Origin of the sequence: Paenibacillus sp. B-A-8, assembly GCF_048572915.1 — a bacterium.
Taxonomy (GTDB): domain Bacteria; phylum Bacillota; class Bacilli; order Paenibacillales; family Paenibacillaceae; genus Paenibacillus_AQ.
Genome location: NZ_CP183882.1, coordinates 6,020,159 through 6,034,515, shown reverse-complemented (window position 1 = coordinate 6,034,515; position 14,357 = coordinate 6,020,159). Strand labels below are relative to the sequence as shown.

Genomic DNA, 14,357 nt, shown 5'->3' with positions numbered 1-14,357 from the left:
TTATTAACAAGGTAATGTTTTTTCTTGAAATTCTAATAATTGTTAGCTCTTAGATTTTAGCTGAAAAGGTGTCCATTTCCATCTTTATTGGTGGAAGTGCACACCTTTTTGGGTTATACGTGTTGCTCCAACTCTTTTTAAGAGAGGATCGAAATAGGGTGACGGCCTTGCCGCTGTAAGTAGATGTGATAAGGTTGCTTGTGCTAGAATAGGCTAAGAGAAACTGGAAAATAGAGCAGAGCGGCAGAGCTTTTGAAAATATAAGAAAGCATAAGTTTAGCATCAATACTTTATATTCTTATATTTCTCGTTTAAACGCTTAGCGTCTTAATATAGATGCCGAAGATGTTTACGCTTGATACATAGCCATATTCTGCGGAAAAGGGAGGAGGAGTACGGTTGCATTTTATTTCTGATCTGATCTCGACATTGTTTGAATGGATTCAGAGTCTTGGGTATTTTGGGATTATGATCGGACTTATGATTGAAGTCATTCCGAGTGAAATTGTACTGGCTTTCGGTGGTTTTTTAGTATGGAGTGGAGATATTAACTTTTTTGGTGCCGTTTTATTCGGTACGATTGGCGGAGTCATCGCACAGATTTTTGTATATTGGATTGGTCGTTATGGTGGCAGACCTGTTCTGGAGAAATACGGGAAATATATTTTTATTCAGAAGAAGCATATTGACCATTCAGAAGAGTGGTTCAATAAATACGGGACTGGCGTAATCTTTACAGCACGTTTTATTCCCGTTGTTCGCCATGCCATTTCCGTTCCAGCCGGGATATCGAAAATGCCTTTAGGTAAGTTCACTTTGCTGACTACGCTTGCTGTTATTCCATGGAGTGCGTTATTTGTATATTTGGGTATGACCTTAGGGAATAAGTGGGAAGATATTGACAAAGTAGCAGCTAAGTATACCAACGAAATTATACTTGTAGCGATCGCTCTGATCATCATTTACTTTGTGTTTAAATGGTACAAATCCAAGAAAAAGGGGACTACAAAATGAAGCGGAATGTAGCTCATAAGTTTGGAAAAGGCCTAACACCGCGCCAATTCGTAGAAAGTATGACGAAGAATCAACAGGCTTTTGAATCCTGGTATGAGAAGTTTAATTGGGAAGATGAGAGCGATAAGGAATTTTTCGAAAGTCTGAACCATCGCGACGATTTGCGGGTACTTATTCTTGCAGCGGATTGGTGTGGAGACGTAGTTCGCAACGTTCCTGCTGTATTCCGTATTCTGGAGACCGCAGGAATGAAGACAGAGGTATTCATTTTGGAAGAGAACCCGGAGCTTATGGATGATTTCTTGACCATGGGTGGAAGATCTGTCCCTGTTGTGATTTTTGCGGACACCGGCGGATATGTGCTCGGACATTGGGGTCCTAGACCAGAGCATGTGCAGAGTATTATGAGAGAGTTCAAACGTGACAATCCTGATCGTGAGGCCGCTGATTACGACAGCAAAATCGCAGAAGCACGTAAGGCCATGGGGCAAGCCTATGGGGAAGGAACGGAATATCAGACAGTTATCGCAAAAGAACTGCGTAGTCTGATTTCCGGATTCTAGACCGATGTTAAATATACGTTCATTTAATCTAGGTCCGCTTCAGACGAATGCCTATTTGCTGACAGGTGCGGATCCTACGAAGGGTATCATTATAGATCCCGGTATGAATCCAGCTGCATTAGTGCGGAGTATCGAAGGGATGGAAATCGAAGCTATTTTGTTGACACATGCGCATTTTGACCATATGGGCGGTGTAGACGAAATTCGTAAAGCTAAGAAATGCCCTGTTTATTTACATCCACTTGAAAGTGAATGGCTAAGCAGCCCCAAGCTGAACGGTTCACTAATGTGGCCGGAAGTGTCATCTCCTTTAACTACAGATCCTGCGGAATATGATCTGGCAGAAGGACAAGTTCTGCAGTTCATCGGACACACCTTCCGTGTGTACCATACACCTGGTCACTCTCCAGGCAGTGTAAGTTTCCTTTGTGGAAATGATCTGTTCTCCGGTGATGTACTGTTTAAAATGGGGGTTGGACGCACAGATTTACCCGGTGGTCGGGAACGAGATCTGTTCGATTCTATTCGCGGCAAGCTATACAAAATGGATGATGAAGTGAAGGTTTATCCAGGGCATGGCCCACGGACAACTATTGGCTTTGAAAAGATTCGCAACCCTTATGTTCCTCAATAGACGTTGGTTCTAGTAGAACCGACAAAAACCGAGGAAGTTATGATAGACAAAAGACTACAAAAGGACTACAATGAGGTTAATTAAATGTAACATTTACCTCGCGAAGCACGCAGACTGCGGAATTAATCCCGGTTTGCGTTCTTTTTTTGTCTTCATATAGGCTTAAAAGCATGGAGGGAAGTAGAATGGAGAAGAATATATACTACCCGTTGGACTGCGGTTGGTATGATTCCATAGTTAATTATGGTGAATCCTTGCTCCAAGAGGGCAGTGTGGATTACATGGAAGTACAAGTGAATTCAAGGGGCGAGTGCAGAAGTGCGTCGCTTTTTTGGCGTTTTCCGGCAAGGGATGGGATCATTCAGCCCTGGCGGCGCAAGTTGTGGGATCTCAAAAAATAATTATTAAGCAAAGTGAACGATTCACAATACATATTCGTACTACAAATATAGGAACGAAATCTTGAATGGAGGGGCAGATGAGCGATCAGTCGCTGGAGAGAATCAGACGGGCACAGCAGGGAGATACTTCAGCACTGTCTTCACTGCTGCAAGAACACTATACTTTTTTATTTAAATATTTAATCAAGGTGACTATGGACCCGTTGCTGGCAGAGGATCTTGTACAGGACACTATGGTCAGATGTATGGAAAAAATCAACACCTATAACGGAACCTCTTCGTTTTCCTCATGGTTAATCACAATAGCTACCAGAATATTCATTGATCGAAAGCGACGCTGGAAGCGTGAGGCGGAGTGGAAGCAGCGCGAGCAACAGGAACAGGGGATACGTTCGATTCGGTGGCGGTTTGAGAGCAGGGGGGAGGAATGGAGTGGAGTGCTGGATGCCCTCTCCAGATTGCCTTCTGCACAAAGGGTAGCTGTGTTACTGAAGCATTATTATGGCTATAGCTACGATGAAATCGGTGAAATCATGCGAATTCCTTCAGGCACAGTCAAGTCGCGTGTATCGCTTGGTCTTAACCAACTACGAAAGGAGCTGAATGAGGATGGAGAAGGATAAAGATAAGGAGCCTGAGTTGTATTTGCATAAGCTTGCAGATGAGCTTGACCGGTTAGATGCACAATATAATGACATCACACCACCTTCATTACAGGAACTGGAGAGGTTAATGGTTGATGCCTCTGTGCATAGAAAGAGCATGGAACGTAAAGAGCTGCTGCTATTCTGGGGGATATCGTTGATTCTGATCAGCGTATTTCTATCCATTCTCGGTTCTGCTCCGATGATCTACTGGATTATTCAAGCGATCATTCCTATTGCGGGACTCAGTGCTCTAGGGATAGCGAGGATCAGGAGGAATAGAGAAGGTGCACAGGAATGAATGAACTGCAAGATGTACCTCTATGGTTATGGTTATTGATTGCTGTTCTTTTAATGCTGCAAGGCACGTTTTTGTTCCGGGACGCAAGACGACGCGGAAGAAAAGCTTGGTTCTGGGGACTATGGGCTATTACTACAGTACCGTCTCCCGCTCTGGTCTATTTACTTGTTGTCATTCTACCGGAAAGACGTAGGAGGAAGAAATTATAAGAGTCTAGAATATGAGCTCGTTCCTTTCATAACACTAAAGGAGTGGTACTTCATGGAAGATGTAAATTGGGGTTTAATTATGCCGTTGATCATTTTACAGGCTTTACTGGCAATTATCGGTTTGATTTCATTAGCCAAAGCCGATAGCGTGCGTGGCCCAAAATGGATGTGGATCATCATTATTATTTTTGGAAATATGCTAGGCAGCATAGCTTACTTTACGATAGGAAGGAAAGATGTCTAATGTCACTCCTTCAAGTTACAAATTTACGCAAAAGCTTTGGGGCGTTTATTTCCGTAAAGGATATAAGCTTTGAGATTGAAAAAGGACGGTGTGTAGCTTTGCTGGGGCCTAATGGTGCTGGAAAGACGACCACACTACGTATGCTGGCTGGACTTTTAGAACCTACCTCTGGAATAATTTCTTTTGAGGGGAGCCGTCCTGGATCAGAATATCGCAAGGGATTAGGGTATGTTCCGCAGTCACCGGCCTTTTACGGGTGGATGACTGGACAGGAATATGTAGTATTTGCTGCAAAGCTTAGTGGGATGGGCACTAAAGAAGCGACAACCAGCGCATTAGAATCGCTTAAGCGTGTAGGCCTCAAAGACGATGCTCGTCGCAAGATTGGTGGCTATTCCGGTGGGATGAAGCAGCGGCTGGGTCTCGCACAGGCGCTTGTGCATCGCCCTCGACTTCTTTTGCTTGATGAGCCTGTATCTGCACTTGATCCGATTGGCCGCAGGGAAGTAATGGAATTGCTACGAGAAATACGTGAAGAGACAACGGTAGTCTTCTCCACACATGTGCTGCATGATGCAGAAGAGATTTGTGATGATATTATTTTAATGAATCATGGACTCATCGCTGAGCAGGGGTCTTTATCGCAGCTTCGTTCACAATACAGTCTTCCTGTTATTCGTTTACGTACCGAGAAGCACAAAGAAGCCATTCAGTGGCTGGAATCTCTTGCCTCCAAGCCATTTGTACTGGAGTCTCAGTTGTTCGGAGATCATGCCGTCTTTAATGTGAACGATGTAGAAATGGCTCGCCGGACGATTTTGCACGAAGCGGCGCAGCTCGAAGTTCCATTGCTGCAATTTGAAGCAGGTTCTTCCACATTAGAGGATTTATTTATGAAGGTGGTGGGCGTATGAGCAGCACATGGATCCTTTATCGAAAAGAAATGCTCGAGATGGCTCGTAATTATAAGCTAATCTGGATACCTGTCGTGTTCATCATCTTAGGTATTATGCAGCCCTTAAGTACTTATTATTTGCCAGAAATATTAAAAGCCTCAGGTGATGTGCCCCCGGGTCTGTTGGAGGGTTATGAAATACCGAGTGCCGCAATTGTGATGGCGCAAGCTCTAGGACAGTATGGAACGATTGGGATGCTCGTGTTGGCGCTTGGCTCTATGAACACTTTAGCGGGTGAGCGTTATAGCGGAACTATGGAGTTAATTCTAGTAAGACCCGTTTCTCCGGCAGCAATTGTGTTCGCTAAATGGGCAGCCCAATTGACCTTGCTTGTTGTTGCTCTTGGACTGGGTGCAGCGGGTGCTGGATACTACACGGAACAGCTAATTGGCTCACTATCATGGGGCAATGTTATCGTAGCTTCTGGAGTGTATGGTTTGTGGCTATTATGTGTTGTCTCGACTACTTTGTTGTTTAGTGCCTTTTTAAGACCTCCAGTAGCCGCATTTCTAGCATTGGCGTTAATGGCTGGATTTTCACTAGGTTTAAGTTTATTGCCTACATGGTTTGACTGGACACCCGCCGGGCTTTCCGGACTGTCAGCAGGAATTCTAACAGATGGAGAAGGTTTTAGAGCAGGTCCATATCTGTCTGCCAGTATATTGATCATGATTTGCCTTGCTGTGGCCTCATTTTTGACAAGGAAGAACAACTTTCCCGACTGATTATTAAGCTGTGGGGTATCGAATATAGTATATTTTAAAATATAAGAAAGTATAAGTTTCACACTATACATTATCCTTGTATTTCTCGCATAAACGCATATCGTCCTTAGGGGACGCCGAAGGCGTTATTGCTTGGTAGAATTTTCAGGATCACCCGGACTACTGCTAGACAGTTCTATCTTTTTTTAGTAGACTGTTGAAACAAGCAAAATCATGATAGATTTTGGGGTCAGGAGGTAGGGCGATGCTGCGTTTAGGAGAAAAGATTGTCATTGTTGCGGACGCTTTTGAGCAGAGTCTTCCTATCGGGGAATACGGCTACCTAATTGCTTACGACCGCAATCCCGATAATGCGTTTGACTATGTTATACGTGTACCGGAAGCCAACAGGAACTTTTATGTTCCGGCTGAAGACATTGAGGCGGAAGAACATTTATTAGTAGCTGAGGCTGAAAGAGCAACGCATGAAGCGTTAATTGATTATGCTTTGTCCACGTACAATGAGAAGCTGTTCCATCATTTGATGAACGGTGAAGATATGGATACAGAAGAGACGGAAACAACGTCAACTGAAAGCATGTCCCAAGCAGATTTCATTAAACAAGTGAATCTTAGAGCTTGGATTTAAGGAAGGCCGGCGCAAGCCGGCTTTTTTGTTTTGATATAAGAAAGCACCATACTTTATGTCCTATATTTCTCCCTTAAACGCTTAGCGTCCTTATATGGACCCCGAAGGCGTTTTTACTTGTGTCATAAAGAGAATTCCACCTCATCATAACCCCCCTGAATGGACACATCACTTTCAAAAACTTTTTTAATTCCTTCTTTATAATTTTCGAACGCTCATTTTTATTTTTTCGGGGTACAACCAACTGCCAATTTTATGTATCTAAATTATTGAGAGCCGAATACGAGAATGCAGATCTGCGGTATAGGCGCTTTAACCTATATAAAGGAGAACCTCTAGTGAAGATGATAACCGCTGTTCAAAAAGCGAGAAAAGGCGATAAGGAAGCTTTTATTCAGCTGTGCCGGCAGATTGAACCTGAAATGTATGGCATGGCCCGATCTATTTTGGGCAGGGATCAGGATTGCGCAGATGCCATGCAGGAAGCCACATTAAAGGCTTATCGGTCTATCCAAGGCTTACGACAGCCGGAATTTTTCAAGACATGGATGATTCGAATTCTTATAAATGAGTGTCACAAGCTTCAGCGCAAACAGACAAATATCGTGGGAGTTGGAGATACCATTACGGCTCTGGAATGCCATTCCTCCGATGCAGAATACGAAAAAATCGAGTTGCGAGAAGCAGTGGAGCGGCTAGATACTCCGCTGCAGACCGTGATTTCGCTGCATTATTTTCAGGATATGCCTATTCGGCAGATTGCAGATCTTCTGAATATTTCCGAAACGGCAGTTAAATCGCGTCTCTATAGGGCAAGAAAAAGCTTATTGAATGGATTCTAATGATATTTAGAAGGGAAGAAACACATGAAGAAGAGAACATCGGAACAGCTTGAGTTGCTTTTGAAAAATATGAATCTTCTCCCGGCAAATGAGCTACCGACTGTGATTCGCCAACGCCAAGAGGAAACGTATGCGATGTTGGATGAAATAACGAAGCCTATGTACAAATTTAATATTTTGAAGCGGACAGCGATTGGATTTGGGGTAGCTCTAGTTTTAGGAGTTATCGTGCTTGGAAGCGGCTTTGCTTCTCCTGCTCTCGCTAGGTCGCTCGAACGTATCCCCTTAGTAAATAGTATTTTTGAGTTTGCTGGTGATATGGGGCTTCAAGCAGCGAGTCGCCAAGGCTTAACGACCTCAATTAATAAAAGCGACGAAGTTCAAGGTGTTACTATCCGTGCTAGTGAAGTTATATATGATGGTACACGGCTTTCTGTAGCGCTGACACGTGAAGGTGAAGAGGGAGCATTCACTGAATCTGTTCAGGATCTTCGGGTATTCATTGATGGACAACCTCTAAACGCTGGGGAAGAAATAGAGAATTCTTTTAAACACAATATTGGGATTATTATTTCTCCCGGGACTGATGAGCAATCGTTAATTTTGCAATTCTCAGAGAAATCCTATGATGAGGGGGGAACTACTTTACCGGATCAGTTCCAAATGACAGTGAAAGGCCGGCTGTCCGGAATGGAGGATGATTTTCAAATTGAAATCCCTGTAAAGAAGGATACGAGTCATAATATTGTTCAGCAGCCCGGAATCAGTCGAACCTATAATCATGTAACGACCATTATCGAAAAGATTACTCAGACTCCGGCAACCACACAAATACAAATGAGTACTCAAGCCGTGGGTGATATTCCTGATACTTACCTAACAGATACAAACAACCTGGCAATCTATTATGAATTCTACGATGATAAAGGCAACTTGTTGAAATATGTGAATGGTAGCAATGGTTGGTCAGATTCGAAGAAGGTAGATGATGCAATCCATTATAGTCTTAAAGAGGATATTAATATTGTGCCGTTGCCAAGGGATGTAAAAGCACTAACTGTCAAACCATATCTCTACAAATATATTGGTGAGGGAAGCGATAAACGAAATTTACTGGACAGTAACGGTTACCCGGCAATCGAATATATTCTACAGCTGGAAATGACAATCCCTATACGATAATGAATGAAACGCTCCTTTAAAAAGTGTTGGAATCCCCTTCACTTGGATAAAGGAGCGTTTGTTTTACAGCCCATCATTGAATTGTCCAAGTTTCTACAATATAATTAAAAACGTTATCCGGGCGCTTTAGCCCTTTAAACAGGAGGGATTTAACTTATGAGCATTACCGTTAAAGATGTGCAGCATGTGGCCAAGCTGGCTCGTCTGCAATTGAGCCCGGAAGAAGAGGCAACCTTTACAGAACAAATGAATGCTATTTTACAATATGCTGAGAAGTTGAATGAGCTAGATACGGAGAATGTGAAGCCAACCACGCATGTACTGCAGGTCAGTAATGTGATGCGGGATGATGTTGTGAAGGAAAGCTTAACGCAAGAGGAAGCACTTCTTAACGCGCCGGATGATGAAGACGGACATTTCAAGGTTCCAGCTGTTTTGGAATAACTACATAATTAGAAAGGGGGAAGAATCTTGAGCCTGTTTCAAAATCGATTGCCAGAAGTACATCGTATGTTGACTGCTAAAGAAGTATCAGTCAGTGAACTGACTGAAGAATCGCTAGCGATTATCTCTGAACGGGATAAGAAAGTAAATGCATTTTTGACCTTGAACGAGGAGGGCGCTCGTAGCACTGCACGCGCTTTGGACGACAAACTGGCATCTGGAGCAGCACGTGGGCTGCTGTTTGGTCTTCCTGCCGGAATCAAGGACAATATTGTAACTAAAGGATTGCGCACGACTTGTGCCAGCCAATTTTTGAATAATTTTCAGCCGATTTATAACGCAACTGTAGCATCTAAACTGCAACAGGCAGATGCTGTAACGATCGGTAAATTGAATATGGATGAATTCGCGATGGGCGGATCTAACGAGAACTCCAGCTTTGGACCTGTGCGTAACCCTTGGGATCTTGAACGTGTTCCTGGAGGTTCTAGTGGTGGATCTGCTGCAGCTGTAGCTGCAGGTGAAGTGTTCTTCTCACTTGGTTCGGATACTGGGGGTTCCATCCGTCAGCCTGCTTCTTATTGCGGCGTCGTAGGTCTCAAACCTACATACGGTCTTGTATCACGTTATGGACTGGTGGCTTTTGCCTCCTCTCTTGATCAGATTGGCCCGCTTACACGTAATGTAGAAGATTCTGCATATGTGCTTCAAGCTATTGCTGGTTATGATGCACAGGATTCTACTTCAGCTAAGGTAGAAATTCCTGATTATTTGAGTTCACTGACTGGTGATGTTTCCGGTCTTCGTATCGCTGTACCTAAGGAATACTTGGGAGCTGGTGTCGATGCTTCTGTTCGTGAGACGGTCTTGTCGGCGCTTAAGGTGCTGGAGGGAATGGGTGCTGTCTGGGAGGAAGTTTCATTACCACATACGGAATACGCAGTAGCGGCTTATTATTTGCTATCTTCCTCGGAAGCTTCGTCTAACCTTGCACGGTTTGACGGTGTGCGTTATGGCGTACGTGTAGATGAAGGTGGAGGATTGCTCGATCTGTACCAAAACTCCCGCAGTCGCGGCTTTGGCCCTGAGGTGAAACGCCGTATTATGCTAGGGACTTATGCGCTGAGCTCCGGGTATTATGATGCTTATTATTTAAAAGCACAAAAAGTCCGTACTTTGATTAAACAGGATTTTGATGACATCTTTAAAAAATATGATGTGGTTATCGGCCCAACAGCGCCTACGACAGCATTCAAATTAGGTTCACAGACTGAAGATCCGCTGACCATGTATCTGAACGATATTCTCACGATTCCTGTGAGCTTGGCAGGCATTCCTGCCGTTAGCGTTCCATGCGGCTTTGCAGAAGGTATGCCAGTTGGTCTACAAATTATCGGTAAAGAATTTGACGAGAGCACGATTCTGCGTGTTGCTCATGCTTTTGAACAAAATACAGATCATCACAAGCAGCGTCCACAGCTGTAGTAAAGGAGGGAATGGAATTACTTATGTCTAAATACGAAACGGTCATCGGCTTAGAGGTTCACGTAGAGCTTCATACCAACTCCAAAATCTTTTGCGGATGCTCCACTGAATTTGGAGCCCCGCCTAACACGCATACCTGTCCCGTCTGCCTGGGTCACCCCGGCGTATTGCCAGTACTCAACAAACAAGCGGTAAATTACGCTATGAAAGCAGCAATGGCGCTGAATTGCACCATCGGTGATGTTAGTAAATTCGACCGTAAGAATTATTTTTACCCGGATTCTCCGAAAGCCTATCAGATTTCGCAGTTCGATCAGCCTATCGGTTTGAACGGCTGGATCGACATTGAAGTGAATGGAGAAACAAAACGGATTGGTATTACTCGTCTTCATTTGGAAGAGGATGCAGGTAAGCTGACGCACGTAGATGGTGGGTTTGCGTCGCTCGTCGATTTCAACCGGGTGGGAACGCCGCTTATCGAAATCGTATCCGAGCCAGACTTACGCTCCCCAGAAGAAGCCCGTGCTTATCTGGAGAAAATCCGTGCGATCATGCAGTATTGTGATGTGTCTGATGTCAAGATGGAAGAAGGCTCGATGCGCTGTGACGCGAACATCAGTCTACGCCCAGAAGGACAAGAGGAATTCGGCATTAGAGCAGAGCTTAAGAACATGAACTCCTTCCGTGGTGTGCTGCGTGGACTGGAGTATGAACAATATCGTCAGGCTGAGATCCTGGATGATGGTGGAGTAGTTGTGCAAGAGACTCGTCGCTGGGATGAAGCGCAAGGAAAAACTTTATCTATGCGTGGTAAAGAAGAAGCACACGATTATCGTTATTTCCCAGATCCGGATTTGATCGTACTACATATTGACGATGCCTGGAAAGAATCCATTCGCTCGACGATCCCGGAACTGCCGGACGCAAGACAAGCTCGCTATAGTGAAGAACTGGGCCTTACAGCTTATGATGCTGGCGTGATTACGTCCTCTAAACCGTTAGCGGACTTTTTCGAAGGTTGCCTTGCTTATACGCAGGATGCCAAGGCTGTTGCAAACTGGATCATGGGTGATCTGCTGGCTTATTTGAATAGTAATAACCTGGAATTGTCTCAGGTCAAGATTACGCCGCAAGGGCTCGGGGAAATGATTGGCCTTATTGCAGGCGGAACCATCAGCAGTAAGATCGCTAAAACGGTATTTAAAGAAATGCTAGAGAGCGGTAAGTTGCCTGCGGCAATCGTTGAGGAGAAGGGTCTGGTACAAATCAGCGATGAAGGTGCCATTAAAGGAATTGTGGAAGCTGTCGTAGCTGCTAACCCGCAATCTGTTGAGGATTATAAAGCAGGAAAACAGAAAGCCATTGGCTTCCTTGTAGGACAAGTAATGAAGGAAAGTAAAGGCAAGGCTAATCCAGGTCTAGCGAATAAACTTCTGATCGAGGTATTGGGCAACTAAGCCTTTATCAGAAATATAAGAAAGTATAAGTTTAACACTATACTTTATCCTTATATTTTACGAGAAACGCTTGCCGTCCATAAAAGGACGCTGAGGGCGTTTATATTCGGGGTAATATACTTATGTAATAAGCAAAGGGCTTGTCGGCAACGGCAGGCCTTTCGCGGCATATAAGGGGACTGGTAGGGATGAATACAATTATTAAGCTTAATCTGCAGGATGATAATACCGTTAATGAACTATGGAGCCTCCAGCACAAGGCCTACCGACTGGAAGCGGAGTTAATAGGGTTTCGTGAGATCCCCCCACTTATGGAGACGAGAGAGATGCTCAGCCACTCTAAAGAGGGCTTTTATGGCTGCTTCGATGAAGAGGAAGAGCTGATGGGTGCGATTGCTATAGAGGAGGAATCCCCAGGCAAACTCACGATTACACGAATGATGGTAGGTCCGGACTTTTTTCGTAGAGGTATTGCTAGCAGACTCTTGGAATATGTATTCGAACATTTTTCAGGGATGGAGCAATTCATCGTATCTACGGGAAAACTAAACTTGCCTGCCGTTTCTTTGTACAGAAAGCATGGATTTGTGCCTACTGGGTCGCAGGAGGTTGCCCCCGGCGTGGAATTGATTGACTTTTACCGGAGTGGTTTACTTTGAAGAAGCGTATGCACAGACAAGTATTTACGAAAGGAGGAGTCCAGAATATGACGAATGACTCTGCAACGTTCGCGGCGCAGGAAGAGCAGGAGGGTTCTGTCGACCTAGAGACTACGGAGAATGAGATACAGAAGAAGATCATTCCTCCGCGTCCGAAACGGCGTCCCCGCAAACGCAAATTTATCGCTGGACTATTGGCAGCTCTCATCCCAGGAACAGGACATTTGTACTTTGGGCTTCTCCGCAAAGGAATAACCTTTATCTTCTTGATTCTATTGGATATTTCGGCGTTACTGTATTTTTCATCCATAGGAATGCAGATTAATGTACCGTTACTTATTTTACTTGCACTAATTATTCCGGCGATATATTTCTACAATGTATATGATGTGCTTCAATCAGCGGACAAGATTATTCGTTACCCTGAAGATCAAGAGCTTGATGATCCTGCGGCAACAGTAACTACATCTCCAAAGCGTCGCAGTATCGTCACAGAACCTGGCATATCCTTTGGATTTCTGCTTCTCTTAGGGGGAGCGTTACTTATTCTGTTTCGCCAAAAGCCAGCTTGGCTGCAGTTCTTTATTGAGCATTACTCCGAAGTGACCGTAGCTGCCGTTTTATTATGTGGTGGTCTATATATAGGAACGAGAGAGATTGTTAGAGGAATCGTTTGGCGCAAAAAAAATGAGCCTCATAACCGGCGTGTAGGAAGGTATACGGCATCGGTCTTGCTGATTGCTATTGCCATCCCGTTGTTTCTGGATTGGAGAGACGGAACCGATTATATGCTTCTGCTCCTGAAGTGGTGGCCAGTCATCCCAGTGTTATGGGGGATTGAGTTCTTGATCATGTATTTCTTCTCTGGTCGTTCAGGCTCAGTACAAAAGGGAACAAGAATCAGATTGGACTTACGCGGTCTTTTGTCTGCTATAGTGCTTGCTGTTAGTGTGTTTATCGTTGCGGAACAAGAGCATTACTTATATCTCTGGAAAAATGTCAGTCTTAACTTTACTGCAGCAGCAGTGGACTATGGCGAGGCTAAGGGCAGCAAATTTCAGAAGGCTCCGATTATAGTTCCCGTCGAATTAAATACGGCCAAAATATCCATTGATGGTATTAATGGTGATGTTTTATTGCATCGTGCTCCGGTAGATAACATTCAAATTACAACTACAATCTGGATAGATCAATTGGAGGGGCCGATGGCTGAAGCCATTTCGGAACAATCCTTTGTGGATGTTGTTGAAGGACCGACCATAAAAATCACTTCGAATAGTAAGGCGTATGGAGAATCCGGCAAACGTCAGCCGCGAATGGATCTAGACATTACCTTGCCGGAAGATCGTCGGTTTAACCTTGATGTTCGTACAATGAATGGCGGGATCACCTTGCAGAACATAGAAGCGATTGAAGATATTTCACTTGAAACAGGAAATGGAGAACTTATTCTTCATCGTGTCTTTGGTAATGTGAAGGGGAAAACACTGAATGGAGCTGTGCGTGCCAGATCTGTCCAGGGCAGCGTTGATTTATCGACGAGCGGTGGCAACATGAATGCTTGGAACGTTACAGGGGCTTTGAAATTATCAACGGCAGTTGGCAATATCGGTGCAATCGGAAATGAAGCCGAGATTGATATTTCCAGCAAAAATGGTAATTTAGAGATTGATGGAGCCAGATCGAAGCTGCATGCAGAATCCCTGAATGGCATCATAGATGTTCGTTCACAGGAAGTCGGAGGAGACTGGGATATTTATAGCGCAGTTGGCGATATCCATTTGTATTTGCCGCTTTTAGGGAACTATAAGTTGAATGGCTCTAGTGGATATGGTGATATCACTTCGGATTTACCTAGCTTAACCATTGATAAGAAGAAGATATCTGGTGAAGTGGGCACAGGTGAATTCAAAGTTCAGGTTGAGGGAAACAGCAACTTAAATGTTAGAGGTTATTGAAAAAAGTAATT

Annotated in this window: 18 protein-coding genes; all 18 read left to right on the top strand. The window is 44.2% G+C overall.

Annotated elements, in window-relative coordinates:
* Positions 1–399 precede the first annotated feature (399 nt).
* Positions 400–1,014, top strand: a complete 615-nt coding sequence (locus ACN6MV_RS27240) for a DedA family protein (RefSeq protein WP_042131027.1) — start codon at positions 400–402, stop codon at positions 1,012–1,014.
* Positions 1,011–1,577 carry a thioredoxin family protein gene (locus tag ACN6MV_RS27235; RefSeq protein WP_419885253.1) on the top strand — a complete coding sequence of 189 codons (567 nt, stop codon included), beginning with the start codon at positions 1,011–1,013 and terminating at the stop codon, positions 1,575–1,577. Before ACN6MV_RS27240 ends, ACN6MV_RS27235 begins: the two co-directional genes overlap by 4 nt.
* A gap of 4 nt (positions 1,578–1,581) precedes the next feature.
* The gene (locus tag ACN6MV_RS27230) at positions 1,582–2,211 is read left to right on the top strand and encodes an MBL fold metallo-hydrolase (protein ID WP_042131025.1); all 630 of its coding nucleotides are present in this window, start codon (positions 1,582–1,584) and stop codon (positions 2,209–2,211) included.
* Between the two features lie 185 nt (positions 2,212–2,396).
* Positions 2,397–2,612: a hypothetical protein gene (locus ACN6MV_RS27225; protein ID WP_042131024.1), complete on the top strand. Its 216-nt coding sequence runs from the start codon at positions 2,397–2,399 to the stop codon at positions 2,610–2,612.
* Positions 2,613–2,689: 77 nt separating this feature from the next.
* A complete protein-coding gene (gene sigY / locus ACN6MV_RS27220) occupies positions 2,690–3,235 on the top strand; it encodes an RNA polymerase sigma factor SigY (RefSeq protein WP_042131023.1) in 546 nt (181 codons plus the stop codon).
* Positions 3,222–3,557 (top strand): YxlC family protein, encoded by a 336-nt coding sequence (locus tag ACN6MV_RS27215; RefSeq protein ID WP_042131022.1) that lies wholly within the window; start codon positions 3,222–3,224, stop codon positions 3,555–3,557. Before sigY ends, ACN6MV_RS27215 begins: the two co-directional genes overlap by 14 nt.
* Complete coding sequence (locus ACN6MV_RS27210) at positions 3,554–3,766, top strand: hypothetical protein (protein ID WP_042131021.1); 213 nt, start codon at positions 3,554–3,556, stop codon at positions 3,764–3,766. Before ACN6MV_RS27215 ends, ACN6MV_RS27210 begins: the two co-directional genes overlap by 4 nt.
* Positions 3,767–3,818: 52 nt before the next feature.
* Positions 3,819–4,010, top strand: a complete 192-nt coding sequence (locus ACN6MV_RS27205) for a PLDc N-terminal domain-containing protein (RefSeq protein WP_042131020.1) — start codon at positions 3,819–3,821, stop codon at positions 4,008–4,010.
* Positions 4,010–4,924, top strand: coding sequence for an ABC transporter ATP-binding protein (locus ACN6MV_RS27200; RefSeq protein ID WP_042131019.1), 915 nt, complete (start codon positions 4,010–4,012; stop codon positions 4,922–4,924). Before ACN6MV_RS27205 ends, ACN6MV_RS27200 begins: the two co-directional genes overlap by 1 nt.
* A complete protein-coding gene (locus ACN6MV_RS27195; protein ID WP_042131018.1) occupies positions 4,921–5,691 on the top strand; it encodes an ABC transporter permease subunit in 771 nt (256 codons plus the stop codon). Before ACN6MV_RS27200 ends, ACN6MV_RS27195 begins: the two co-directional genes overlap by 4 nt.
* Before the next feature lie 244 nt (positions 5,692–5,935).
* Positions 5,936–6,319 carry a hypothetical protein gene (locus ACN6MV_RS27190; RefSeq protein WP_042131017.1) on the top strand — a complete coding sequence of 128 codons (384 nt, stop codon included), beginning with the start codon at positions 5,936–5,938 and terminating at the stop codon, positions 6,317–6,319.
* Between the two features lie 338 nt (positions 6,320–6,657).
* Positions 6,658–7,161 carry a sigma-70 family RNA polymerase sigma factor gene (locus ACN6MV_RS27185; RefSeq protein ID WP_419885252.1) on the top strand — a complete coding sequence of 168 codons (504 nt, stop codon included), beginning with the start codon at positions 6,658–6,660 and terminating at the stop codon, positions 7,159–7,161.
* A 24-nt stretch (positions 7,162–7,185) separates the two neighbouring features.
* A complete protein-coding gene (locus tag ACN6MV_RS27180) occupies positions 7,186–8,343 on the top strand; it encodes a DUF4179 domain-containing protein (protein WP_419885251.1) in 1,158 nt (385 codons plus the stop codon).
* 156 nt (positions 8,344–8,499) lie between these two features.
* Positions 8,500–8,787 carry an Asp-tRNA(Asn)/Glu-tRNA(Gln) amidotransferase subunit GatC gene (gatC, locus tag ACN6MV_RS27175; RefSeq protein ID WP_042131015.1) on the top strand — a complete coding sequence of 96 codons (288 nt, stop codon included), beginning with the start codon at positions 8,500–8,502 and terminating at the stop codon, positions 8,785–8,787.
* 27 nt (positions 8,788–8,814) lie between these two features.
* Entirely contained in the window at positions 8,815–10,272 is a 1,458-nt protein-coding gene (gatA, locus tag ACN6MV_RS27170) for an Asp-tRNA(Asn)/Glu-tRNA(Gln) amidotransferase subunit GatA (RefSeq protein WP_042131014.1), read from the top strand.
* An 11-nt stretch (positions 10,273–10,283) separates the two neighbouring features.
* Positions 10,284–11,729 carry an Asp-tRNA(Asn)/Glu-tRNA(Gln) amidotransferase subunit GatB gene (gatB, locus tag ACN6MV_RS27165; protein WP_042131013.1) on the top strand — a complete coding sequence of 482 codons (1,446 nt, stop codon included), beginning with the start codon at positions 10,284–10,286 and terminating at the stop codon, positions 11,727–11,729.
* Between the two features lie 188 nt (positions 11,730–11,917).
* The gene (locus ACN6MV_RS27160; RefSeq protein ID WP_339288116.1) at positions 11,918–12,388 is read left to right on the top strand and encodes a GNAT family N-acetyltransferase; all 471 of its coding nucleotides are present in this window, start codon (positions 11,918–11,920) and stop codon (positions 12,386–12,388) included.
* A 47-nt stretch (positions 12,389–12,435) separates the two neighbouring features.
* Positions 12,436–14,346 (top strand): DUF4097 family beta strand repeat-containing protein, encoded by a 1,911-nt coding sequence (locus tag ACN6MV_RS27155; RefSeq protein WP_419885250.1) that lies wholly within the window; start codon positions 12,436–12,438, stop codon positions 14,344–14,346.
* Positions 14,347–14,357: the final 11 nt, after the last annotated feature.

Bases quoted from the DNA above. Each gene is read 5' to 3' on its own strand.
- ACN6MV_RS27195 (WP_042131018.1), top strand. From the start codon at position 4,921: ATGAGCAGCACATGGATCCTTTATCGAAAAGAAATGCTCGAGATGGCT.
- ACN6MV_RS27180 (WP_419885251.1), top strand. From the start codon at position 7,186: ATGAAGAAGAGAACATCGGAACAGCTTGAGTTGCTTTTGAAAAATATG.
- gatC (WP_042131015.1), top strand. From the start codon at position 8,500: ATGAGCATTACCGTTAAAGATGTGCAGCATGTGGCCAAGCTGGCTCGT.
- ACN6MV_RS27210 (WP_042131021.1), top strand. From the start codon at position 3,554: ATGAATGAACTGCAAGATGTACCTCTATGGTTATGGTTATTGATTGCT.
- ACN6MV_RS27200 (WP_042131019.1), top strand. From the start codon at position 4,010: ATGTCACTCCTTCAAGTTACAAATTTACGCAAAAGCTTTGGGGCGTTT.
- ACN6MV_RS27205 (WP_042131020.1), top strand. From the start codon at position 3,819: ATGGAAGATGTAAATTGGGGTTTAATTATGCCGTTGATCATTTTACAG.
- ACN6MV_RS27155 (WP_419885250.1), top strand. From the start codon at position 12,436: ATGACGAATGACTCTGCAACGTTCGCGGCGCAGGAAGAGCAGGAGGGT.
- ACN6MV_RS27160 (WP_339288116.1), top strand. From the start codon at position 11,918: ATGAATACAATTATTAAGCTTAATCTGCAGGATGATAATACCGTTAAT.
- ACN6MV_RS27230 (WP_042131025.1), top strand. From the start codon at position 1,582: ATGTTAAATATACGTTCATTTAATCTAGGTCCGCTTCAGACGAATGCC.
- ACN6MV_RS27235 (WP_419885253.1), top strand. From the start codon at position 1,011: ATGAAGCGGAATGTAGCTCATAAGTTTGGAAAAGGCCTAACACCGCGC.
- ACN6MV_RS27215 (WP_042131022.1), top strand. From the start codon at position 3,222: ATGGAGAAGGATAAAGATAAGGAGCCTGAGTTGTATTTGCATAAGCTT.
- gatB (WP_042131013.1), top strand. From the start codon at position 10,284: ATGGAATTACTTATGTCTAAATACGAAACGGTCATCGGCTTAGAGGTT.
- ACN6MV_RS27225 (WP_042131024.1), top strand. From the start codon at position 2,397: ATGGAGAAGAATATATACTACCCGTTGGACTGCGGTTGGTATGATTCC.
- ACN6MV_RS27190 (WP_042131017.1), top strand. From the start codon at position 5,936: ATGCTGCGTTTAGGAGAAAAGATTGTCATTGTTGCGGACGCTTTTGAG.
- sigY (WP_042131023.1), top strand. From the start codon at position 2,690: ATGAGCGATCAGTCGCTGGAGAGAATCAGACGGGCACAGCAGGGAGAT.